Source organism: Clostridioides sp. ES-S-0123-01, assembly GCF_020658415.1.
In the GTDB taxonomy this organism is placed as follows: domain Bacteria; phylum Bacillota; class Clostridia; order Peptostreptococcales; family Peptostreptococcaceae; genus Clostridioides.
In genome coordinates this window covers 325,007-349,477 of the sequence record NZ_JACVWD010000001.1, presented here as the reverse complement: position 1 = coordinate 349,477, position 24,471 = coordinate 325,007, and the positions used below count along the sequence as shown (strand labels likewise).

Genomic DNA, 24,471 nt, shown 5'->3' with positions numbered 1-24,471 from the left:
ATATTAATATACTCACACTTTAATATGATATGATTTTGGCATTGTTTTTATCTAACATTTATTAGAACACTAAATACTCATTATTTTTTCAATTCATACTGATAACATGGGACATTTTTTATTGTGCTTCCAGTATGAATTTTTTTGATATATTTTCCTACACATTTAAAACCCAATAAATCTAATGATTTTGTAGAATTCGCATTTTCTTCATAGGTTATCGCAATGATTTTATTTAGATTTAGTTCTCTAAATCCATATTGTATTACTCTTTTAGTTATCTCAGTAGCAAAGTCATGCCCCCAGTAATTGGGATTAATACATACGCCAATTTCCGCTTCCAATGCCTTTGGATTTATATTATTAAACCCCATATTCCCAATAACTTTATTATCTCTTTTGTACACTATTGCAAAGTGACCTATTTTTCCTTTTTTATATGGATTTAAAAAAAATGATTTTATAAATTTTCTTGTGTCTTCTAAAGACTTATGCTCATTAAATGGTAAATGTTTTACTACTACTTTATTTTTATAACAATCAAAAAAATCCTCGGTATCATTTAATGATGCAGGTCTTAGTATGCAGTTTCTAGTTTCTAAGGTTTTCATTTGAGGATATTCAGAATCAGACATTTCTAATCCCCCTTTATACATTAATCTAATATACTGTTCATATTTAAAATACGATATTAATTATATAAATGTGCTCAAATTAACCTTATTTCTAATTTAATAAAAATTAGCTTATTATAAATCTCTCAAATCTACAACTCTATTAGTAATAATAGAAGTTCTCCACTAGTTCTATTTATTGTAAGATACATGTATATGTAGGTACTTTTTAATTTATTTTTATTAAACTTATTTTAGAAATGCCAAATATAAACTTACATATTATTAGATATCATACTTAAAAACTCTTTTGTTGCTAGTGATAAAGAGATATTTTTCAAATGGCAATAACCTATACTTCTCTTAGGTATTGGCTCTTTTATGTCTAATTTGAATAATTTTCCACTATTTAAGTAATCTATGCTAAATTCTTCTATAACACAAGATACTCCAAGATTTATATATGCAAATTCTAAAAGTAATTCATGAGAACCTAATTCTATATCTGGGTTTAGTTTTATACCTTTTGATAAAAAATATTCATTTACATAAAGCCTTGAATTTGCTTTATTTTCTAACATTATCAAAGGTAACAAATTTAATTCTTCTAAAGATATTTGCTTTCCTTTGTATTCTATGTAATCATTTGCACATACAAATATGTCATGTATCTCAATACATTCAACGATATTTAATGTTTCATCTTCTATTGGCATATTTATGATTGCTATATCAATATTACCATCTTTAAGTAAGGATATAAGTTCTCTACTAGTTCTATTTATTGTAGATACATGTATATGTGGGTATTTCTTATGAAAAATTTCCAAATACTTTAGTAGAAAAAAACGTGCTGCTGTATCTCCTACTCCAATTTTTAATGAACCATATTCCAATTTTTTAAATTTATTTATTCTATCTTCTCCTGATGCGATTAAGTTTAATGCAGTAGCAACATGTTCACTTAAAATTTTCCCTTCTGGAGTTAACTTTACACCTTTATTATTTCTATAAAATAATATAGTATCTAATTGTTCTTCTAATTGTTTAATTGATTGGCTTACAGCTGGCTGTGACATAAATAATTCTTTGGCAGCAACAGAAAAGCTCTTATGACTTACAACTGCATTGAAAACTTTATATAATTCAAGTTTTACGTTCATACATAACTACTCCTTATATCAAATATTAGTATTATTTATTTTACTTATGATTATATTTGAATTATAATATACATGGTACTAATATGACAATATTAATTCTTTAGGAGGATTTTAAATAATGGATAGATTAGTTGGAACTGTTTCAAGAGGTGTTAGAGCACCTATTATAAGACAAGGAGATGACTTAGTTAAAATAGTTGTTGATTCTGTCTTAAATGCATCAAAGGGTGAAAACTTTGAAGTTAGAGACAAAGATGTAATTGCTGTTACAGAAGCTGTTGTTGCTAGAGCACAAGGAAACTATGCTCATGTTGACAATATAGCTAAAGATGTAAAAGATAAATTTGGAGATGATACTGTTGGTGTTATATTTCCAATTTTAAGTAGAAATCGTTTTGCAATATGTCTAAAGGGTATTGCAAAAGGATGTAGAAAAGTTGTATTAATGTTAAGCTACCCTTCTGATGAGGTTGGAAATCACTTGATAAGTATTGATGAACTTGATGACAAAGGAATAAACCCTTGGTCAGATGTGTTAACAGAAGAAAAATATAGAGAGCTATTTGGATATAATAAACATACATTTACTGGTGTTGATTATGTTGATTATTATAAAAATTTAATTAAAGAGTGTGGTGCAGAAGTAGAAATAGTTTTTGCTAACAACCCAAAAACTATACTTAATTACACAACAAGTGTTTTAACTTGTGATATACATACAAGACAAAGAACAAAGAGAATTTTAAATCAAAATGGTGCTAAAAAGGTATATTCTCTTGATGATATAATGACATCAAGTGTAGATGGTAGTGGGTATAATGACCAATATGGACTTTTAGGTTCAAACAAAGCTACAGAAGAAACTGTAAAATTATTCCCTATAAATTGTGATGAAGTTGTAAATAAAATTCAAAGCAATATAAAAGAAATTACAGGTAAAAATGTAGAGGTAATGGTTTATGGAGATGGAGCGTTCAAAGACCCTGTAGGGAAAATATGGGAGCTAGCTGACCCAGTAGTTTCTCCTGCTTATACAAAAGGCTTAGAAGGTACTCCAAATGAGGTGAAATTAAAATATTTAGCTGATAATGATTTTGCTGACTTATCTGGAGATGAGTTAAAAGAAGCAATTTCAAAATACATAGTTGAAAAAGATAATAAATCTGATGATTTAACAGGAAATATGGTTTCTCAAGGTACTACTCCAAGAAGACTTACAGACCTTATAGGTTCTTTAGCAGATTTAACTTCTGGAAGTGGAGATAAAGGTACTCCTATTATTTACATACAAGGTTATTTTGATAACTATACAAAATAATATATATTAAAGCATTTTATGTAATTTATTTAGATTAAAAACTAATATAGACCTCTTAATTGATATAACTTTACTGTATATCAATTAAGAGGTTATTTAATATTTACATAGTTTAATTTATTAATCTTTATTAAGAATTTTAATCTCTATTTATTTCTGAAATAATATCACTCTTTAATATTTGTTTTACTGGAATGATAACTGCAATAATACTAATAGTAATATTTAAAATAATCATACCCACATATAGAGACATATTTATATTGAAAACTGGATTTATATATAAATATACGCGTTTTACTATAAAATAAATCATAGATTGCCCAATAATACTTCCAATTACCATTATAATACTTGCATATAGTCCATATAAAAAACCTTCCCTCATCATCATAATCAAAAACTTATTATCTGTGATTCCCATAGCTCTTAAAATTCCAAATTCATGTCTTCTTGAAAAAACTAAATAACTCACTGTATTGATAATATGAAACAAACTTATGCTTAGAAGTACAAATACGATACCATATATAAACAATAATTTCTGGTTTAAATAAATATTATTTTTTTCAATAGCAATAGTATAATCTGTCACAATACATCGTTTTATATTATGTATAACATTTTTTATTTCTTTAGCTACTTCCATGCTATTGCTTTCTTTCGTCTTTTTTATACTGGCCATATTGTAATTTATGATATTAAAATTACTTTCCATTTGTTCATTTGTCATAACTATATCCATGCCATAATCGCCAATAAAGTATATATTATTTGCCATTACACGTTTTACAGTAGCAGCAACTACAAATTCTTTTACTGTATAATCATTTTTATCTTCTTCTTTAAACTTAATAGTCTCATCAGTAGGTTTCATTGTTTTTGGCACTTTAACTTTGATAGTATCTCCTGGCTTTATGTCAACTGCACCATATATACCAGTACCATCCATAGGAAGTCTAACAATCACTTTATTATTTTTAACCATGTCAGAATTATCAATTTTTCCATCAATAATATAAGGATTTAATCCTTTTAACATGTTAGCATTATATCCATAGATATTTGTCTTTAAAAGGTGTCCCCCATCACTTTGTTTAGTGCAAATTCCATTGAAAAAATTCTTTATTCTGTAATCTTTTTCAAGAGGTTTAAAGAAATTTTTCCAAAGTAATTGCTCATCTCTAATGTGTATACCGCCAAAAAAATACCTTACTGGGTGAATACTTGATACACCTTCTACTTCGTTTAGTCTTGAAATTTTATCTTTTTGTATTCCTATATCAAAATCAGTTGTTTGCATAGCTATTTGATAATCAGAATTTAAACCATCATCAGCCTTCATTGTAAGCTCGTTATTATTTCTAGTAAGCTGTATAGAATAGCTAGAACATAGAAAAATAATTCCCCCAAGTGCTAATGAACACAAAATCCCTATAAACATTCCTTTTTTTTGAGTCATATATTTATGAGATAATACTGATGTCATGTTAGAAAACTTTATACTTTTTATCTCTCTATTCTGTTTACTAGTAACTTCAAAATTTTTCATTGACTCAATACTAGAATATTTGTTTAGCTTATATACAACTCGTACAGTGATTAAAATTAACAATAATGCTAAAAACAAAAATCCTAAGTAAATAGATTTTTCACTTATAAAAAATGACCCTGGAATAATATCACTACCTAAGAATATATGAGGAAATTGTTGATGTATTGTTGAAGCTACTCCTATGCCTAAAATACATCCTATAGGAAAACCTATGATAAAAAGTAAAAATAATTCTAAAAACAAGAGTAGTAAAAGTTGCTTATTATTAGCACCTAACACTTCTAAAACGCCATATTGTGATATTCTTTGAAGTATCGAAACATGGAAAATACTATATATTGCTGCTGCACTAAATATTCCAATAATCAAAACAATTGCATTTGTATTTAATTTTAAAGAATTTAAAAATTGAAATACACTATATCTTTCAAAAGTTATTGGAGGTTTTACACCAAATTCACTTGATAAATTCCAGTTTACATAGGAACTTTTTTTCGATATACTAAATTCTCTCATAAATCTAGCACTCTGTTTTTTTATATTTTTATTTTCATCAAGTTTTACATAAACCATATAATTACCATTTTCTTCAGAAAATGTAGAACTATCTACAAAGCCCTCTAAAGCAGTTTCTGGATTTAAAATATCAGATAAAATCCCACATAACTTATAAGTTTTTCCGTCTAATTTTATCTCTGTTCCAATTTTTTCTTTTATATTTAAATTATTTAATGAATAGGTATCAAGTGCTATTTCTCCTCCTTTGCTAGGAAGCTTTCCTTTCAATAATTTTCTACCTGTCATATCTAAATAAGATGAATCCACATTTAAAAAATTCATAATGAAAGGTTCATCTATAGAACCTTTAGTATTTGTGATACCAAGTCTATTTACAGTGTATTCATTTGATTTTTTGTCTTTCTTAATTTTTTGTAGTTGTTTATTATCTACCTTAAAATAAAAATGATAATCTCCATTATCCGCTCTTATTTTCTCAATTTTACTTTTATTTGCACTATTTACTAAAGAACCAATTCCTGTCAATAAGGCTACTGATAGTACGATGCTTAAGATTATAGATATAGATTGTTTTTTATAATGTTTAATATATTGAATTGCAAACTTCATTAAAGATATCATAGTATTTCACCACCATTATTTACTACAATTCCATCTTCAATATGTATAATAGAATCGCATATTTGTGCTATATTTTCATTATGTGTTACCATAAGTATTGTTTGGTGAAATTTTGCACTACTTTCTTTTAGTAAACATACTACTTCCATTGTAGTCTTACTATCGAGATTTCCTGTTGGTTCATCAGCTAGTATAAGTGCAGGTTTATTTGCTAAGGCTCTAGCAATTGCTACTCTCTGTTGTTGTCCACCAGAAAGTTCACTTGGAAATTTTAGACGTTTGTCCCAAATACCTAATGTATTCATTAACATTTCAATATAGCTATGATCTACATAATTTCCTTTATCCAATGTAACAGGAAGAGCAATATTATCATAGACATTTAATACTGGTATTAAACTGTAATTTTGAAATATAAAACCTATATTCCTTCTTCTAAATACAGTCAAATCCTTTTTTCTTAATTTAGATATGTTTTTACCCTTAATTATTACATCTCCTGATGATGGGCTATCCAACCCACCTATAATGTTTAATAATGTACTTTTACCAGACCCAGAAGTTCCAACTATAGCAGTAAATGTAGCCTTTTCAATTTCTATGCTTACCCCATTTAGTGCATTGACCTTGTTTTCATATTCTCCATAATGTTTTACTAAATGATTCGTCACTAATATACTCATTTTATTTCTCCTTTCAACATAACTTAAAATATAAGTTCTTATAAGATATTGTAAGTGACGATAATTACACCCATCCTACAAAGTTAATTTAAACTCTTACAATTTTGTAAGAAGATACTAAAACAACTTCCACTTCCTAATTTGGATTCTACTATAATATTCCCTTTTTCTTTTTCTAAAATTAATCTTGTAAGATAAAGACCAATTCCTGTACCATTTTGATTTTCAACATTTTTACCTCTATAAAATCGTTTAAAAATATTGTTCAATTCTTTACCATCAATGCCTATTCCTTCATCTTTGATTATAATTTTAGTATATAGTTCCATTTTTTCTACAGAAATAGTAATCATACTATTTGATGGTGAATATTTTATTGCATTTTCTAAGACATTTACAATTGCCTCTATAGTCCATTTTTTATTATGAAATAACTTTATATCTGAAAATATTTCTAAATTTATTTTTATGTTTTTAGATTCTGCTTTATTAAAAACAGTACTAATACTTTGAACAATAGTGTCTTTAATTAGTAGTTCTTCTGCTTCAAATTTGATAACCCCATCTTCTAATTTAGTCATCTTAAATAGAGACTCTAATAACCAGTCAATTTTAAAAGTTTGATTTTTCATTTTTTGTAAAAATTCTACTTTTTTTGATGTAGGAAGATTACTATTTTCTAAAAGTTCACAGTAAATGGTAATATTTGAAAGTGGTGTTTTTAATTGATGTGACATATTTGAAATTAAACTTTTAATTGCTTCCTTTTCTGATTTTGACTGCTCTACTTCTATCTCTATCATATCTTTAACTTTTTTTACTTGGTAAGAAATTTTTGATATTCTTGTATCTTTTGTATCTGGATAAGAAATTTCTTTACCTTCCAATAATTGATTTAGCATTAGACTTAATTCGTCACATGTATTTTGACTTTTTTTAATAGTTATTATAGCTATAATTATCATACATATTGCAACAAATAATAGTAACATATTTATTCCACCTCATTCCATAGATAGCCCATTCCATAAGCTGTTTTTATATACTTTGGATTAGATGGATTATCCTCTACCTTCATTCTAAGTCTTCTTATATTTACAGATATAATATTCTCATCAACATAATTTTCTTCACTATCCCATATATGATGTAAAATTTGTTCCTTCAATAATATTTGTCCTTTATTCTCAATTAAATAATTAATAAGCTTATATTCTACAGCACTAAGTTCTAAATCTACTTCATTTTTATACACCTTTAATAACTTTTGGTCTAATCTTATACCATTAGAATACAGCACTTTATTATTTGATTTTTTTCTTATTGCTACTTTAACCCTCGCTTTTAATACAGACAAAGAAAACGGCTTTGTGATATAATCATCTAAACCTATTTCTAATCCTGTTACCTCATCAATCTCTGAATCTCTTGCAGTAAGCATTATAATTGGAATATCTGACATTTCTCGTATTTGCTTACATATATCAAATCCATTTCCGTCTGGCAGGTTACAATCTAAAATTATAAAATCTATATTTTTATTATTAAATATATGTAAGCCCTCTTGTTTTGTATAAGCTTTTAAAACATTAAATCCTTCACTTTCAAAAGCATAAAAAAGACCTTCATTTAAGTTTGTATCATCTTCAATAATTAATAAATTCAATTTTCTACTCCTTTTATTTTTAAACTTTTAAAATAGTATTTCTTCTTATCTTTTGTTAAAAATATATTGATACACCTATTTTACTAAAAAAACTGTAATTAAATTTGTTTTTTCTCAAATCTAGTTACAGTTTTTTATTTATAGACTATTCACCTTTAGAACATTCTCTATAAAAGGCTTTAATTGATTTTAAATCATTATTAGTTATAATATGTACACCACTTGCACTTAATAAATTAGCAAGACACTCAATACGTTTGAAATGTTTTTCTGTACTCTCATTAAACAATACTGGGTCTAACCAAATATTTATTAATATTATAAATACTTCAGACATTTCGTTTGGATAATCAGTTTTAAAAATGCCTTCTTCAACACCTTGTTTTATTAAGCAAGATAGTAAAGGGGTCATTTCAAGCGTAGATGCTCTTATACTCTTCATAAATAAGATAGGTTTTTTTTGGAGGCACATATAATCAATCAATTTTTTCCTTATTTCTGAACTAGATATGTGTAAGATAAATTCAGACACTTTTTCTCTAATCGTAAAGTTAGGATTATTTAATATTAACTTTAAATTTTCCATCTCTACTTTTAAATTACTTGATATAATCTCTTCGAACAGGAGTTCTTTATCTTTAAAATGGTAGTATACAGATTCTTTAGATATATCAAGAGTATCCACAATTTGTTGCATAGTTACATCATCATAGTCATTTTCTTCGAATATTTTCCACGCAACGTCTAATATCTGACTTCTCATCTTGTCAGAATGTTTATTTCTTGACATATAAATTCACTTCTTTCTTTATCAATTTATATTAATTGTTCATACATTTATTATAATAAGATTTTTTACAGTATGTCAATACACACCATTTAAAGACAACAAATCGTATTTATTCTTAAATTTCTTATTATTTATCATTAATATAATTTATATGTAAAAATATTATAAAACATATATAAATACATATTATTTAATTTAATGACGCTTAAATTGAAAATATAACCTTATTCTTATATAATTAAATTATGTAAGGATAAGGTTATATGATTTAATTATACTTTTACTAGGGGGAATAGAATTGAAAAGGGTTGATGAAAGAAATACTATGTTTGCAAGAGCAAATTATAAAAAAAATGGTTTTGCTTATAATGACTATTATGAGAAAAATCCTGAAAAAAAAGAAGTTGATGATAGTATAAGAAGTAGACCAAATTTATGTAGTGAAGGAACTATGACTTATAATGAGATAAATTCTCCAATGGCAAGTAGTGCATTTGACTTTTTATCTGATATAAAATCACTATGTGAAGGAAAAGTTTGTGACAATAAAGTGGATGTAGATGCAAAATCTATGACTAAAAAGATAAAAGGGTTTGCAAAGCAATATGGAGCTTCTGTGGTTGGTATAACTAGATTAAAAGATTATCATATTTATACAAATAGAGGTAGACATGAAGAAAACTATGGTGAGGAAGTTAATCTATCTCACAAATATGCAATTGTATTTGGATGTGAAATGGATAAAGAAATGATAAACAGAGCCCCGATGATATGTGAAGTTATAGAAACTTCAAAATGTTATGTAGATGCATCTATTGTTGGTATGATTTTAAGTTATTACATAAGAAACCTAGGATATGATGCTAGAAATCATATGGATGCTAATTATCTAGTAATGCCTGTTTTTATAGCTCGTGATGCTGGATTGGGTGATATAGGAAGAAACGCAATACTTACAAATAAAGATTATGGTTCTAGACTTAGACTAGGGGTTGTTACTACAGATATTCCACTTATAGAAGATGAATATGTTGATTTTGGACTTGAAGATTTTTGCAAAGTATGTAAAAAATGTTCTTTTAATTGCCCTTCTCACTCACTTTCTAATGATATTAAAATTGGTGATGATGGAAAATATAATTGGGTGATTGAACATGAAACATGTTACATTAAATGGAGATATTTAGGCACAGACTGTGGTATGTGTATATCTGCTTGCCCATTTAGCCAAAACCTTGAAACTATAAAAAACACTACTTCTTTTAAAGGCAATAATGAGCTTATTGAGAAAGCTTTGGATGAATATACTTCAAAATTTGGTAAAAGAATATTTGTACCTGGAAATCCATCTTGGTTAAAATAATTTTATATATTTAATAAATAGTCTGTCCCATGATAAATTCTAGGACAGATTATTTATTAAGTATTTTATTTATATGAATATAATATGATAATTTAGCAACATTTTGATTATATAATTAGCTTTATATAGAATATTAAACATAAAAGGAGTGAATATATGAAAAAAATATTAGCAGTTGAAGATGATACTATATTAAATAAAACACTATCGTACAACTTAAATGAAGAGGGATATATGGTTATTTCAAAATTTACAGCTATATCTGCTTTAGAATCTATTGTTAAGCACAAATTTGATTTAATTATTTTAGATGTTAATCTACCAGATAGAAGTGGATTTGATTTGTGCAAGAAAATTAAAGAAAATTATGATATCCCTATAATTTTTTTAACTGCCAATGATATGGAATATGATATGATTAAAGGTTATGAACTTGGAGCTTTGGATTATATAACAAAACCATTTAATATCAATGTGTTTAAACAAAAAGTAAGAGCACTTTTAAATCATATTACAACAAAAACAAAACAAGATTGCTATGATGATGGATATCTCAAGATTAACTTTTCTGAGTTCTGTGCATATATAAATGACAATCAAATTGTATTTACACCATTAGAATATCGTACTTTAAAACTATTTATTGAGAATCCCAAAACCATTCTAACAAGAAAAATACTTTTAGAAAAACTTTGGGATATAGATGCTAATTTTGTAGATGAACATACTTTGACATCTGTTATAAGTAGAATTAGAAGTAAAATTGAAAAAGATAGCTCTAAATACATTAAAACAGTGTATGGTATGGGATACATGTGGATAGGTGAAAAAAATGAATTTTAAAAATTTTTCTTTTAATACTCTTTATTTAATAATTGCTGTTAGTATGGCTCTTACAGCTATTCTATTCAATATAGCAATTTATATAATAACTAATGATTTTAAAATAGTTGTTATATTATTGATATACACAATAATATTCTCTGGTTTTATATTATTAATCATGCTCTTACTTCATAAAAAAATAACTCTATTTTGCTCTGAGATATGTTTAACCTTAGATAAGATGATGAATAGTAAAGATAATCTGGAAATTACTTTGGAGGAAGAAACACTTTTGTCACGTATTAATCATAGACTGATTAGAATGTATGAAGTCATTCAAGAAAATCGCCACAATATTGCTATGGAAAAAGCTGATTTACAAGAATTAGTTTCTGATATCTCTCATCAAATCAAAACTCCTATTGCAAATTTAAAGATAATTAATAATACTCTACTGAATCAGAATCTTAAAACTGAAATTCAAAATGAGTTTTTGATGGATATGCAAGGTCAATTAGATAAATTAGAATTTTTAATGCAGTCTATGATAAAAACTTCAAGACTAGAGACAGGTATAATTTCATTATCTAAAAAGAAGAATTCGCTTTATGAAACAATTGCGACTTCACTTAGTGGAATTTTATTTGATGCTGAAAAAAAGGACATTGAAGTTACAGTTGATTGTGATTCAAACTTATATATATGTCATGACAAAAAATGGACTTCTGAAGCTATTTTCAATATATTAGACAATGCAGTGAAGTACACAAGTCCTAAAGGTAAGATACATATATCTACAGAATGCTGGGTTATGTATGCTAAAATAGATATTACTGATACTGGAAAAGGCATATCAGAAAGTCACCAAGCAGAAATTTTTAAGAGATTCTATCGTGAGGAAGATGTACATGATATAGATGGTATTGGAATTGGTCTATATCTTTCAAGAAAAATTGTATCTCTTCAAGGTGGATATATCAAAGTTACATCAAAAATTGAAGAAGGCTCTACTTTTTCTATATTTTTACCTAATAAATAAATTTTTAAATATTTTATTTGTGATAATTCTGCAACATTTTGATTATATACTGTATTTACAATATATAAAGGAGGTCTTTATAGTGAGTATTTTACAAGTAACAGACTTAAAAAAATATTATGGGAGAAATTCAAACATTACAAAAGCTCTTGATGGTGTGAGCATATCTCTTGAAAAAGGTGAATTTATTTCTATTGTAGGTACATCTGGTAGTGGTAAATCTACATTATTAAATATTATGGGAGGTTTAGATAATCCTACATCTGGAAATGTCATTATAAGAGGAAAGGATTTATCAACTATGAATGATGAACAACTTACAATTTTTCGACGTAGAAATATAGGTTTTATATTTCAAAATTATAATCTTGTTCCTTTACTTAATGTATATGAAAATATCATTTTACCAATTGGATTGGATGGTGAAACACTAGATAAAGACTTTATAAATGAAATTATAAGTTTACTTGCACTAGATGAAAAATTATATGATGTACCAGGTAATCTTTCTGGAGGACAACAGCAACGTGTTGCTATTGCAAGAGCACTTGTGACGAAGCCTGCTATTGTACTTGCTGATGAACCAACAGGTAATCTTGACAGCAAAACTAGTGCAGATGTATTAGGCTTACTTAAGATGACAAGTGAGAAATTTAACCAAACAATTGTAATGATTACCCATAATAATGAAATTGCACAATTAGCAGATAGAATCGTTCGTATTGAAGATGGAAAAATTTATAACTAGGAGGTGAAATATATGTTTAAAAATAATAATGGTGCTTTCATTAGAAAAATAGCATTGAATGATTTAAAAATTAATAAACTTAAATTTTTTCTTTCAGGTATTATTATAATGATTTCCACATGTTTATTATTAACAACTACTTTAGTTTCATATAATGGCTCTATGGATTTGGTTAATTCATCTCCCTATCATGCGAGATATCAATCTGTAAATGAAAAATCAAAAACATTATTACAGCAAAATAAAAACTTTAGTAGTGTAGGAGTTTATAAGTCACTTGGTAGCGAGATAAAATCAGATTATAGAATGTCAATGATATATGTAGATAACACTGCAATTGAGCTTCTGAATTTTCAACTATTAAAGGGCGGTATGCCAACAAATAAATATGAAATTGCTATTTCAGAAAAATATCTATCTGAACTTGGCTTGAATAAAGACCTTGGAGATAGCATTACATTAAAATATCGCGACAATATTACTAACAAAGAAATACAAAACGATTTTATTATTGTTGGATTTGTAGAAAATTACTATCAAGATAATGCTAAGCAATACTATACAGTTGTTTCCAATGATTATCTCAAGGATATGGCTTCTACACCTTTACAAATCAAAAGTAATAATTTTAATGAAGCAACTCCAAACACTGTAGATGTATTAGTTAGATTATCAAAAGAAAATACAGAAAAATCCCCTACTTTAATTAAGACTCAATTAAGTGAAATTGGTTCCTCTTTAAATATTAAAAAACATAATATATATTTAAATGATAATTATATTGAATCAAATTTAATTGATGGTGAACAAGTTATTACAGTTTTAATAGTAGGAGTAATTATTCTTTTTTCTAGTTTGTTTGTTATTTATAGTATTTTTTATATTTCAGTTGTTAATTCAGTTCAAATGTATGCAAAGTTGAAAGCACTTGGTATGACTTCTTTTCAGTTGAAAAAGATTATTTACCTACAAGGAAATATTTTATCTATTATTTTTATTCCAATAGGCATTATATCTTCCTGCATAATTACATATATAATTCAGCCTTTAGCATGGCAAATGACTACTGACTTATTTATTATTCTAGTATTATCAATAGTAATATTTTTGACTGTAAGAATTTCTTTAAATAAGCCAGCTAGAATTATTTCAAAAACTTCCGCTATTGAAGCTATGCAATACACAGAAATTAAATCTAGAAATAAAATTAAAACACTTAATTATATAAATATTAAAAATTTAGCACTAAAAAATATTGAGGTAAATAGAAAGAAAAATTTAATAGCATTGATTTCATTGAGTATTAGTGGAATATTATTTATTTCAATTGCTAGTCTGTCTAATTCTATAGATTTTAATAAACAGATGTCTCAGACATTCGTTTATAATGAAAATTATATTATTGGAAATAAAATTGACAATTTGTATGAACGAATTACACAAATTCAGCAAAATAATCCATTTACAAACACTCTTAGAAATGAAATCAAATCAATTTATGGAGTACAAAAAGTAATTGAATCTAAAGGAATAAAATGTGAAGTTATATACCCTTCTATTAAGGATAAAGATGGAAGTAATGTTACAACTTTGATTGAAAGTGTCACACCAGAGCTTGCAAAATCATTCCAAAAGTATATTGTAAATGGTAAAGTTGATTATAAGCAATTGGATTCAAACAGCTTGATTGTAAATAAATATAGGACAAAATCTTATGGAGTTGATTTGAAAATTGGAAATACAATTACATTTAATATATTTAGTGGAAATGACATCATCAAAAAACAAATGAAAATAGTTGGAATAATTGATAATTCAAATACAGGATGCATGTTCTTTACTTCAGACAAGGCTTTAGATAAAATAACACCATATAATACAAATTTACATTTTTCAATTTTATCCGATAAAAAGTATTCAAAAGAAGTTGAAGAAAAACTATTAAATATTATTCAAAATAATTCAAATTTAATCCTTTATTCATATGATAGCGATTATAAAATGCTAACTAGAGCTTTTAAGTATATGATTATAGCTGCATATGTATTTGTTGGTTTAATTTCCTGTTTTGGTATCCTTAATATGACAAATATCCTTGTAAATAGTGTATTAACTAGAAAAAAAGAGTTTGCCTTACTTCAGGCGGTTGGAATGACAAAAAAACAGTTGCGCAAAATGCTCTATCGAGAAGGTTTAAATTTGAGTATTAAAGCTGTATTTGTATCAATTACATTGGGTTATTGTGGTTCAAAATTACTCTGCTTTTTTATAAAAGATGTTGTTAGATTAGACTTCATTAGTTTCAATTTCTCTATACTTTCTATTTTAATTTTTTCATTTATATTAATAGGCATGCAAATATTAATAATTGAATTCCTTATAAGAAATCTAGAAAAACAATCAATTACAAAACGTTTACGCTCTCAATAAAAATATATATAAAAATAGCTACTTTTATACTACACTCAACATAGATTTTCAAGATTTAGAGGGTCTGAAAACTTTGATTTTACGACCCTCTGTTTGTTTTTTAACTTCTATTATTTATTTTCTGAATATATCAATCGCATGACTCGTAACGCCTATTAAATCTTCGCGTTCACAAGTAGCAAAGTGATATTTCAAATATAACTCAAATTCTTCATCATCCATAGCATCGACTGCTTCACGCATACATAGGGCGAAACCATCCGATGCGACGTAATGCAGTCTTGTTACAGGAAAAACAGACATCAAATCGTCAATGTTTTCTTTACGGACAAGTTCAAACAAATCCTTAGGACCTGACTTGGTAGCAAATGTCTGTGGGTCAATCAAGCCCTTTTCAATATATTCAGCTACATTGATATTTCCTCGGTTGAACCCTTCATCAATAAGGCAACCATCAGATATAACATATGCAGCAAAAATCACACCACCATGTTTTGTTACACGGATAGCCTCATGTAGAGCTTGTTGTTTATCCTCTTTGCTATAAAGATGATACAACGGACCTAACAACAATGTAATGTCATATTCATTGTCTGAGAAAGCAGACAAATCCATAGCATTACCTTGAGTAATAGTTATATTTTCATTTGATTGAATATTTTTACGGAAAATTTCTATGTTATGTTCGACCAATTCGACTGCATCAACGTCATATCCCTGACGTGCCAGCGTGTGAGAGTATCGACCAGTTGCAGCACCAATTTCAATCACACGGTCGCTAGGTTTTAAGTACTTTTCAATGTAATGCATAGTGGTTAGGAATTCAACTGTTCCATGCTTTAATGCCAACCGACTATCTTCGTCGTAATTATTGTAAAAATCAATTAAGTATTGGTTTGTTTTCATATTGCACCCCCTTCTGTATTAGTTAGTAAACATCAAATAGATAAATTCCAATCCTTTTTTTCTTGTCTTATAAAAGCTGATAATATATTTTTCAACATTTTTTCGGCACTATTTCTATCTAATGTCAATTTTTTCGTTGCTGTTAAGACAGCTATGCCATGAGTATAAAGAAATAAATCTAAAAATATGACTTTTGCACATTCTAACTCTATTCCAATACTTTCAGAAAAAAGCCTTGCCTTTTTTTCATTATCAATTTCTTTGTAGAAATCATTTGGCTCTTCCATCATCAAATCTAAATCGTTTATAAACAACAACTTAAATAAATGTGTTTCTTCTTGAGCAAATTCAATGTATGAAAGTGGAAGTAATAAATATTGACTGACATTTTCAGAATTATGATAATTAATAACATACTGATTATAGTATTCATATGCAAAAGCAAGAAATTCACCTTTTAATTCATCCATATTTTCATAGCAAGTAAAAATTGGTCGAGTGGAACATTGTAATTTACTTGCGATACTCCTTGCATTTACAGTTTCAAATCCTGTTTCTCTTGTAATATCCAAGACAATATTCAAAATCATTTCTTTCGTTATTTTTGCTTTAGGTGGCATATAAATTCACTTCTCCATTAAATTTTTATAAAATACATACGTTATATAACAATTGTTGCATATTAAAAAAATTATGTCAAGAAATAGTTTTGCATTTTTTATCATTCCTGAAGCTGACAAATAAAATATGAGTTGCAATTAATCTATTAATAGACGATTGCAACTCATATTTTACTTTAAATACTTTTCTTTTTACATGATATTTCATATACATAATCTTCTGATGAATTAATATCACTTTCTTTTGAATTAATATTACTTTCTTTTCTTTTTTTAGAATCAATTAAGACAAAATATAGTATAAAACCTACAACAAGTCCCCAGGTTCCACCTTTAGCAGCAATCACGCCACCCATCAGCCCAATTAATCCTCTCTCTACGCCAGTATCACATAGTTCCATTGATAGTTTAGTACATAAGTAACCTTGAACTAAAAGTGTCACTGATAATGCTAATGGTATAAGAGGCGTAGCTATTTGGGCAATTGGATAAAAGCAGATAAAAATAGCTGAAACCCATACTAACGTACCCATACCACTAAAAATAGACTGCATTGCTTCCTTTCCAACCTTATATCTTTGAGCAACACTTCCAGTAAGAGTTGCAGCTAATGGACCACACATAGCTATATATGGAGAAATAACTGCCATAACAATATTTCTTATCCCACTTATAATATTAGACCTATTAGAATTAAAATCAATATACTCATCTGTTCTGTTTTTACTTTCAGAAAGAACTAAATTTTCACCTGTTATAAAATCACCAAATGCAATTATGTATATCATGAAAGCCATTGGCAATCCTTGTATAAATAATATTAGACTTGGAAAACCTATTCCAAAAGGAGATACTGTATCTATTAATTTTTGAAAATCCATTATATAAATAATATTTTCAAAATTAAAGCTAGGAATTCCTATTTCTTTACTAAATATTCCTATAATTAAACTCACTAAAATAGCTGGAACCACTCCATATTGACCTAATCTAAATAAAAACTTATTCTTTACTTTTAGAGCATCGAATTTTTCAGAAAACATTACAAAGCAAGCAACTAAAATCCCAACTGTTATAGATATTGGATAAGATTCAAATCTGCCTTTAGGGCTAAATTCTGCTATTACAGTTGATATACCAACTCCCATAAGTATTCCACCTTTGATGGAATTTGGGATTCTATTTACTAGTTTTCCAGCTATACCTGTTATACCCATTAAAATAAATATAATTCCTAAATCTATTTGTAAAGCTGTTAATGCTTGTATTCTTTCAATACCAATATTGAACTTTAACAAATATGCAGTTGTAAGAGTTATAGAAGCTGTAATCCAGCCAGGAACTACTGGGTCTCCCATAAAAACATGCAGGCAATACAATATTGAGTTAATGATAGCCATACTCCATGCTACTTCATAGGGTAATCCTAATATTTGCGTGCTAAGTCCAATAGTTCCTAAGCTTGTCATACTTGATATTATGCCTTGAATAGCTTCCGGTTTCTCAAATCTGTAATGTATAAACGGAATTCGTATCTTAAACATTCCAAATTTTATGTGAGGCTGTTCACTTCTAGTGAGTCTTTCCATAATTTCACTCCACCTTTCAATAACTCTTATTAATTGTTTATAAATTATCAATCTTGTTAAAACTAGTATATAACATATAAATTACATAAACAATAAATTAAAATTGTAAAATTGATAGATTTTGTGCATATATAGAAAGATATATCCATTTTTATTTTTTTATATCGATTGATAAAGGTTCTTTATAAAATTCAATAGTTCTTTTCCATGATTCAAACTGTCCTTTTGCATTACCTTTTACAGTTCCTCCTGAAGAAAATATTCCTCCAGCCATATTCATAGATAAAGTTTCACTTAGAGGTACAATATATGGAATTGGTAAAGGATGTCCCATCTTATCATATGTTAATAGTTCCACATTATATTGGTAGTTATTTCTTTTAAGTTTTTCTATGATTTCTACACAACCATCATAACTATTCCAAATATTATCTTCTTTTCCAGAAATCATAAGAATGTCAGCTTCAGAATTTTCTACTTTTATCCTAGCCTCTTCTTTATTGTCTGCCCTTTCAATACTTTTCTTATAAGTACTGGCAAATCCAAATGGAATTCCTTTTTCTATATCTTTTTTCTGGTCTTCAAAGAATATATTATTGTCTACCTTGATATATGGAAGTGGCTTACCTTTATATGACCATGATGAAGTATCTTTTCCATTCATTTGTCCATCAAGTGCTTGAAAACAATACGCATGAGGCTGTGATACTACTACTTTTTTAATTTGTTTATATCTTGAAGCAAGTAAAAGTGCTAACTCACCACCTTTTGATGTCCCATGTACAAATATTTCTTTAGTATTAGTGATTTCATCTTCACTAATCCATTTAAATATTTTTTCAAAGTATTCTAATGGTACTTCTTCTAACTTACTTGGCAATCCTTCTAGAGCAAAATAAGCAACTGCTAGTACATTGAACCCTCTAGATGCAAGTGGAGCTGCCATGAGTTCTAAAGCATCTAAATTTCCATCAGAACCCCCTAAAACTAAAATTGTTTTATTACTAGAGTTTTGTTTATAAAATAATTTTCCTATAAATTCATCAGATATATCTTTTGTGATAATATCTTCTGTTTTGAACAATCTCTTCAACTTAACTTCTTTCCTTTCAATATCAGATTCAAATATCATATTCATGATTATTGGTTTATCAATAGATATATTTTCTGCAAAATTTTCACCTTCAGTTTTTGATTTTTTCAGAGAATATATTAACCCCATGCAGTCAGTAGTTTTATAAGTCCCTTCTACAGGTTCAATTGAATCTAAATCCACTTCTCCTTTTTCATTTGAATAAAATACCCCATAAGATGAGAATTCCTCTCCTTTACACCATGGAAATTCCATTTTCATAGATACTCTTAATTTACTATTTGGAATTAAGCCTGAAACTATAACTTTAATTTTATCATCTACAAGTGATTCTGCATTGTATATATTTACTTTCATAATTGATTCCTCCATGTAATAATTATTGCTCATGATTTATATATTTGAAATAGCTTTCTTTAGCAAGCTATGAATAATCCAAATATAAGACATCATGTTGACTATTTCATTATATCAACTCGAACCAATTTAGTCAATATATTGTCTTTTCTATTTACTTAAAATTATTTTAGTAATATGAGCTATTCGTAATTTAAAATTTTGCTTATATTGAGTGATAGAAAAAATAAAACCACTCCTTTAAAGAAATGGTTTTATCTAGAAAATATAAATTATTTTTTAGTAAGCTTAATAAGTATTTTTTATTTAAAATTTTAGTACAAACATGTATTTCTTTATTTATAAATTTTACAAAACTTATGCATTGGCAAAAGTGTATATGGCATTAACCCTTGCTATATATAGATTTTCATCACTACAACCAATATATTTAGCATACTTTTCAATCTTCTCTCTTGCATTTTCAGCATCACTTTCATCGCTCTCTACTAGTTCATTTATATAAAGGTCCATTAAAGAAGCCTTATATTCTTTTATATTATATCCTAAAAATTCAGTTAATCTTTCAATCTCCTTACTAAAATCTCCATCTTCCTTTACCAAAAACTCGTATACATCTTCTCTATATGGATTTAATGTTATTATTTGTTTTACAACCTTACACTCATCTGCTTTTCCAATAAAACCATCTTTGTAATTATTAAACAAGGCATTAGATTTTTTTATAGATTCTTCATCAATATAAGAATGGACTTCACTGACTCTATTTTCTATAAGCGCATCTATTACAGCATAATGAATTTTGAAACAATCATTATACAAATAATTGCTCATTTTTTTTACTGTAGATTCTATTTCTAAAAAATTTGCATGATTATTTTTTTTATTCTTATTTGGTATGATAAAAGTTTTATTTAAGTTATTAAAAAGCCTTTTAAAATCTAAATATTTTTCACAATAAACACTTTTAAAGGTATCAATATCTATAGTTATAATTCCAAAACTCACTATAGTCTCGATTCCTTTCTTAAAAGATTCCTCTATATATTTTTCTCCTAGATTTAGACCTCTATCTGATATTTGTTTTAGATTTTGAAAATTATTTAAACAATCTCTCTCAAAGTTTTTAGAAATTTCTAAAGCATACAATTTAAAAATTTTTCTTATCTTATTATAATTATTTTTTGTATCATCAAACCTGATAATAGCTCCATTTACATCAAATGTAATCATTGAGTTTTAACCTCCCCCATTAGTTTCATCAATAAAATAAATTTAATATAAACTTTATAATCATAATATTAAACTTATTTCTACTATAATTATTAATTTGATGATGAAAGCCATTTTCCTTCTAAATAAAAAATTTGTCTAAAGTTTTTAAAAAAATTAGACAAACTTTAAGTTTTTAATCTCTAAATTACTCCAAATACACCAAATAATATTGGTATAAATATGGCTGGTAATAGATTTGCTACTTTTATATTTGTTAGCTTAAGTACATTTAAACCAAGTCCTATAATTAATAAACTTCCTGCAGCTGTCATTTCTGTAACTACAGGGTCACTTAAAAATCCATTTAAAAATGATGCCCCTAAACATATAATACCTTCATATAAAAATACAGATACAGCAGAAAACATTACACCTATACCTAAAGAAGCTGTAAATATAACAGAAGCTATCCCATCTATTACTGATTTTACAAATAAAGTATCATGGCTTCCTGTAAGTCCACTTTCTAACGAACCAACTACTGCCATAGCCCCTATACAAAATAATAAACTAGATGATATAAAACCTTCAGCAATAGAATCCTTTTTATTGCCTTTAGAAAACCTACTCTGCAAAAATGCCCCTAATTTATTTACCCATTTATCAATATCTATTAACTCTCCTATTAAAGCTCCTAAAGCTATAGATATTATTGTCACTAGTGTATTCTTTCCTTCTAGTGCTCCTGATATCCCTATATATAATACACATAGGGCAATTCCGTTCATTATAGTATCACTTACTCTTTGAGGTAAGCCACCTTTGATTATAAAACCTACTATACACCCACCTGCGATTGCTAGACTATTTGCTATTACTCCAAACATTTTTTCTCCCCTCGATTAGTTAATTAAATTTTGCTTAAGTTCATTAAAAACTTAAATGTCAATGATTTGTAGTGGATATTCCAAATATTCCAAAAATTTTTCAAATCCTTTTTTTGATATATTTACAGTTTTAGTATTTATATTTGGATGAAAATTTAAATACTCTTCTTTAATTACATCCTCATCTATGTAAAGCTCTACTTTTCTTTCTGTATCATTCACTAATGAAAAAGGATTTACACTTCCAGGAAGAAGTTTAAGTACATTGTATAATCTTTCAGGCGAAGCAAATGATAACCTAGAACTTCCTATTTTTTCTTTAACTGAATTTAAATCAACATGTTTATCCCCTCTAACTACAATTAGATAGTATTTGTTTCCTTTAGCATTTCTTAAAAATAAATTTTTACACTGACATCCTTTTGTTATATCATTTAAAATTACTAACTGCTCTGCTGTATATACAGCTTCATGTTCTACTACCTCATATTTAATATTTAACTTATCTAAAATATTGTATATTTTAGTTTCATTTAAATTTACTTCAGTTGCATCTGATAATTCTGTTATTTTATCTTTTACATCACTCATCATGCTATATTCTCCTTTAATACTTTGTATATTACACTTCTCCTGTTTTATAGTAAATATTATTCTACTATGGCTATTGCTCTTACTGGAGCACCATCAGCGTCATTATACTTAAATGGAGCTGCTATAAATAGAAATCTTTCTGGCACAGCTTCTAAATTTGTAAGATTCTCTATTATTATTTTACCTTTTTCAAATAAAATGTGATGTACCTTAAAAGCTGATGTGTCGTATCTATCTACAGATAACATATCAATTCCTATTCCCTTTAGATTACTATCAGCTATATAGTTTGCAGCCTCTTCTGTTAATGTAGGATAACCTACATAATATTGCTTTTTATCCCAAAACTTTGACCAACCTGATTTAAATATTATAAACTCACTACTTTTTATTTCATCTTCATATTTTTTTAGATATTCTAATTCTATGTTTTTGCTTCCTTGCTCAAGTTCTAATACATAAGCCTTACCGACAAAATTTTCTATATCCAATGTATCTAAGGATTCACCTTTAGTATACATATGTTTTGGTGAATCCATATGAGTTCCATTGTGAGAAAATACACTGATTAATGTTTCTTGATATCCATTTTCTTCAATAATAGCTACTTTTTTTATATCTGGTCTATTAGTCTCTGCATATACAGGCATATCATTATGTGTCACATGAGTTAAATCAAAAACCTTCATTTTTTATACCCCCTATGTTTTATTTTCTATTATATACCTAAATCCACTTTATTTCTATTGGATTTTATCCTATTATTGCCAAATTAGTATATACTTTTTATAAAATTTAATGGATTCATAGAAAAATCTTGAAAAGAATTATCAGTAAATATAACATCTTCTCCTAAAAAACGCTTATATCTTCTTTCTTCTTTTTTTAAAGTAATCCTTTGTTTTTGTGAATGATTATTAAACACCATTATTTTAAGAGGTGTTTTTCCACCATTTGTTTGTACTCTTTTTAACATATATTTTATATGCATATCAGCCTCTGGAAATGAATACCCACAAAATACCAGAAGGTCAGCCTCTCTCAAAGTTTTTTCTGTCTCATTCCAAACATTACTTAAAAATATATTTGACATATTCTTAAAATATGTTGGTGGAACTATGATTGGTTCTGTCAGTTCTCCACACTCCAAACATTTTGTTTCTGAACTATTTTCAATTAGTTTCATAACACCACCTTCATGTGGTGTAAGAGTTAAACTGTTGCAAATAGGACAGTAAAGCCAGTTCAATGAACCATGTATCTTATAGAGTTTAATTAATGGTTCTTTTGGTTTTCTCCAGTTTAATTCTTCCTTAAAATTAGTAAATTCTACACCATAATCAAGCATAATAGGCAAATCATTTTTATCTCTTAAGCCAGTAACTGTATTGTCTATATGTATATCATAATTTGCACTAATAAAAGTTGTATCAAGGAGTAAATCATTTTGTAAAAGATTTTCAACTAAAAGTTTGTGATATTTATTATCTGTTCTAGGTGTATTATGAATTGCTTCAGCCATCAATAGTATTAAATACTGTCTTAAAAAACGTATACTATCACTTCTATTATTTAAATTTTCAAGTCCAAAATTTCTAAAGGCTTCTCTTCTTTGTTCTGCTAAATCTAAAAGCCCTAAAACTTCTTCAAATGTTGGAAAATTTGCATTATCTAGATTATCTTTTCTTATGTCAATATTAAACATTTGTTTAAAAAAGGCATACAATTCTCTATTCATATCAGTATCATAATTTTTAGGTTTTAATTTCTTAAAGTATTCACTAAATAATTTATTTTGAATGGGTAAATTTTCTGCAGCTGAAGCTCCTGCTCCCAAAAATATAGCTATTTTCATATAATTCCTCCTATATAAACA

General features: G+C 27.2%; 22 protein-coding genes. 6 read left to right on the top strand and 16 right to left on the bottom strand.

What is annotated here, in order from left to right:
- Nucleotides 1-80 precede the first annotated feature (80 nt).
- Together IC175_RS01515 and IC175_RS01510 are read right to left on the bottom strand one after the other, a co-directional pair.
- The gene (locus tag IC175_RS01515; protein ID WP_227435157.1) at nucleotides 81-635 is read right to left on the bottom strand and encodes a GNAT family N-acetyltransferase; all 555 of its coding nucleotides are present in this window, start codon (nucleotides 633-635) and stop codon (nucleotides 81-83) included.
- 254 nt (nucleotides 636-889) lie between these two features.
- On the bottom strand, nucleotides 890-1,777 hold the full coding sequence (locus IC175_RS01510) for a LysR family transcriptional regulator (protein ID WP_227435156.1): 888 nt from the start codon (nucleotides 1,775-1,777) through the stop codon (nucleotides 890-892).
- 118 nt (nucleotides 1,778-1,895) lie between these two features.
- On the opposite strand from IC175_RS01510, the gene IC175_RS01505 reads away from it, so the two are divergent.
- On the top strand, nucleotides 1,896-3,095 hold the full coding sequence (locus tag IC175_RS01505) for a coenzyme F420-0:L-glutamate ligase (protein ID WP_227851026.1): 1,200 nt from the start codon (nucleotides 1,896-1,898) through the stop codon (nucleotides 3,093-3,095).
- Nucleotides 3,096-3,234: 139 nt separating this feature from the next.
- Here IC175_RS01505 and IC175_RS01500 read toward each other — a convergent pair whose 3' ends face one another.
- The 5 genes from IC175_RS01500 to IC175_RS01480 form a co-directional block, all read right to left on the bottom strand.
- Nucleotides 3,235-5,790 (bottom strand): ABC transporter permease, encoded by a 2,556-nt coding sequence (locus tag IC175_RS01500; RefSeq protein ID WP_227851025.1) that lies wholly within the window; start codon nucleotides 5,788-5,790, stop codon nucleotides 3,235-3,237.
- The gene (locus IC175_RS01495) at nucleotides 5,787-6,473 is read right to left on the bottom strand and encodes an ABC transporter ATP-binding protein (protein ID WP_227435153.1); all 687 of its coding nucleotides are present in this window, start codon (nucleotides 6,471-6,473) and stop codon (nucleotides 5,787-5,789) included. The genes IC175_RS01500 and IC175_RS01495 overlap by 4 nt, the downstream gene beginning before the upstream one ends.
- A gap of 83 nt (nucleotides 6,474-6,556) precedes the next feature.
- On the bottom strand, nucleotides 6,557-7,465 hold the full coding sequence (locus IC175_RS01490; protein WP_227435152.1) for a sensor histidine kinase: 909 nt from the start codon (nucleotides 7,463-7,465) through the stop codon (nucleotides 6,557-6,559).
- Nucleotides 7,466-7,467: 2 nt separating this feature from the next.
- Nucleotides 7,468-8,139, bottom strand: coding sequence for a response regulator transcription factor (locus IC175_RS01485; protein ID WP_227435151.1), 672 nt, complete (start codon nucleotides 8,137-8,139; stop codon nucleotides 7,468-7,470).
- 145 nt (nucleotides 8,140-8,284) lie between these two features.
- Nucleotides 8,285-8,929: a TetR/AcrR family transcriptional regulator gene (locus tag IC175_RS01480; RefSeq protein WP_227851024.1), complete on the bottom strand. Its 645-nt coding sequence runs from the start codon at nucleotides 8,927-8,929 to the stop codon at nucleotides 8,285-8,287.
- Between the two features lie 298 nt (nucleotides 8,930-9,227).
- Between IC175_RS01480 and IC175_RS01475 the strand changes: the two genes are divergently transcribed.
- From IC175_RS01475 to IC175_RS01455, 5 genes are all read left to right on the top strand, one after another.
- On the top strand, nucleotides 9,228-10,292 hold the full coding sequence (locus IC175_RS01475; protein WP_227435149.1) for a 4Fe-4S dicluster domain-containing protein: 1,065 nt from the start codon (nucleotides 9,228-9,230) through the stop codon (nucleotides 10,290-10,292).
- A 156-nt stretch (nucleotides 10,293-10,448) separates the two neighbouring features.
- A complete protein-coding gene (locus tag IC175_RS01470; RefSeq protein WP_227851023.1) occupies nucleotides 10,449-11,135 on the top strand; it encodes a response regulator transcription factor in 687 nt (228 codons plus the stop codon).
- Nucleotides 11,125-12,156, top strand: a complete 1,032-nt coding sequence (locus IC175_RS01465) for a sensor histidine kinase (RefSeq protein ID WP_227851022.1) — start codon at nucleotides 11,125-11,127, stop codon at nucleotides 12,154-12,156. Before IC175_RS01470 ends, IC175_RS01465 begins: the two co-directional genes overlap by 11 nt.
- An 82-nt stretch (nucleotides 12,157-12,238) precedes the next feature.
- On the top strand, nucleotides 12,239-12,904 hold the full coding sequence (locus tag IC175_RS01460) for an ABC transporter ATP-binding protein (protein ID WP_227851021.1): 666 nt from the start codon (nucleotides 12,239-12,241) through the stop codon (nucleotides 12,902-12,904).
- A 12-nt stretch (nucleotides 12,905-12,916) separates the two neighbouring features.
- Nucleotides 12,917-15,334, top strand: coding sequence for an ABC transporter permease (locus IC175_RS01455; protein WP_227834328.1), 2,418 nt, complete (start codon nucleotides 12,917-12,919; stop codon nucleotides 15,332-15,334).
- A 114-nt stretch (nucleotides 15,335-15,448) separates the two neighbouring features.
- Here IC175_RS01455 and IC175_RS01450 read toward each other — a convergent pair whose 3' ends face one another.
- The 9 genes from IC175_RS01450 to IC175_RS01410 form a co-directional block, all read right to left on the bottom strand.
- Nucleotides 15,449-16,240 (bottom strand): class I SAM-dependent methyltransferase, encoded by a 792-nt coding sequence (locus IC175_RS01450; protein WP_227851020.1) that lies wholly within the window; start codon nucleotides 16,238-16,240, stop codon nucleotides 15,449-15,451.
- Between the two features lie 32 nt (nucleotides 16,241-16,272).
- Nucleotides 16,273-16,860, bottom strand: coding sequence for a TetR/AcrR family transcriptional regulator (locus tag IC175_RS01445; protein WP_227830562.1), 588 nt, complete (start codon nucleotides 16,858-16,860; stop codon nucleotides 16,273-16,275).
- A gap of 176 nt (nucleotides 16,861-17,036) precedes the next feature.
- Nucleotides 17,037-18,449 carry a hypothetical protein gene (locus IC175_RS01440; protein ID WP_227435142.1) on the bottom strand — a complete coding sequence of 471 codons (1,413 nt, stop codon included), beginning with the start codon at nucleotides 18,447-18,449 and terminating at the stop codon, nucleotides 17,037-17,039.
- Nucleotides 18,450-18,600: 151 nt separating this feature from the next.
- Nucleotides 18,601-19,899: an acyl-CoA thioester hydrolase/BAAT C-terminal domain-containing protein gene (locus IC175_RS01435; RefSeq protein ID WP_227851019.1), complete on the bottom strand. Its 1,299-nt coding sequence runs from the start codon at nucleotides 19,897-19,899 to the stop codon at nucleotides 18,601-18,603.
- Nucleotides 19,900-20,256: 357 nt separating this feature from the next.
- Nucleotides 20,257-21,132 carry a kinase gene (locus tag IC175_RS01430; protein WP_227823948.1) on the bottom strand — a complete coding sequence of 292 codons (876 nt, stop codon included), beginning with the start codon at nucleotides 21,130-21,132 and terminating at the stop codon, nucleotides 20,257-20,259.
- Nucleotides 21,133-21,314: 182 nt separating this feature from the next.
- A complete protein-coding gene (locus IC175_RS01425; RefSeq protein WP_227851018.1) occupies nucleotides 21,315-22,001 on the bottom strand; it encodes a DUF554 domain-containing protein in 687 nt (228 codons plus the stop codon).
- A 51-nt stretch (nucleotides 22,002-22,052) separates the two neighbouring features.
- Nucleotides 22,053-22,592 carry a prolyl-tRNA synthetase associated domain-containing protein gene (locus IC175_RS01420; RefSeq protein WP_227435138.1) on the bottom strand — a complete coding sequence of 180 codons (540 nt, stop codon included), beginning with the start codon at nucleotides 22,590-22,592 and terminating at the stop codon, nucleotides 22,053-22,055.
- Between the two features lie 59 nt (nucleotides 22,593-22,651).
- Nucleotides 22,652-23,284, bottom strand: a complete 633-nt coding sequence (locus tag IC175_RS01415; RefSeq protein WP_227482638.1) for a cyclase family protein — start codon at nucleotides 23,282-23,284, stop codon at nucleotides 22,652-22,654.
- An 83-nt stretch (nucleotides 23,285-23,367) separates the two neighbouring features.
- Nucleotides 23,368-24,450 (bottom strand): SIR2 family protein, encoded by a 1,083-nt coding sequence (locus IC175_RS01410; RefSeq protein ID WP_227851017.1) that lies wholly within the window; start codon nucleotides 24,448-24,450, stop codon nucleotides 23,368-23,370.
- Nucleotides 24,451-24,471 lie beyond the last annotated feature (21 nt).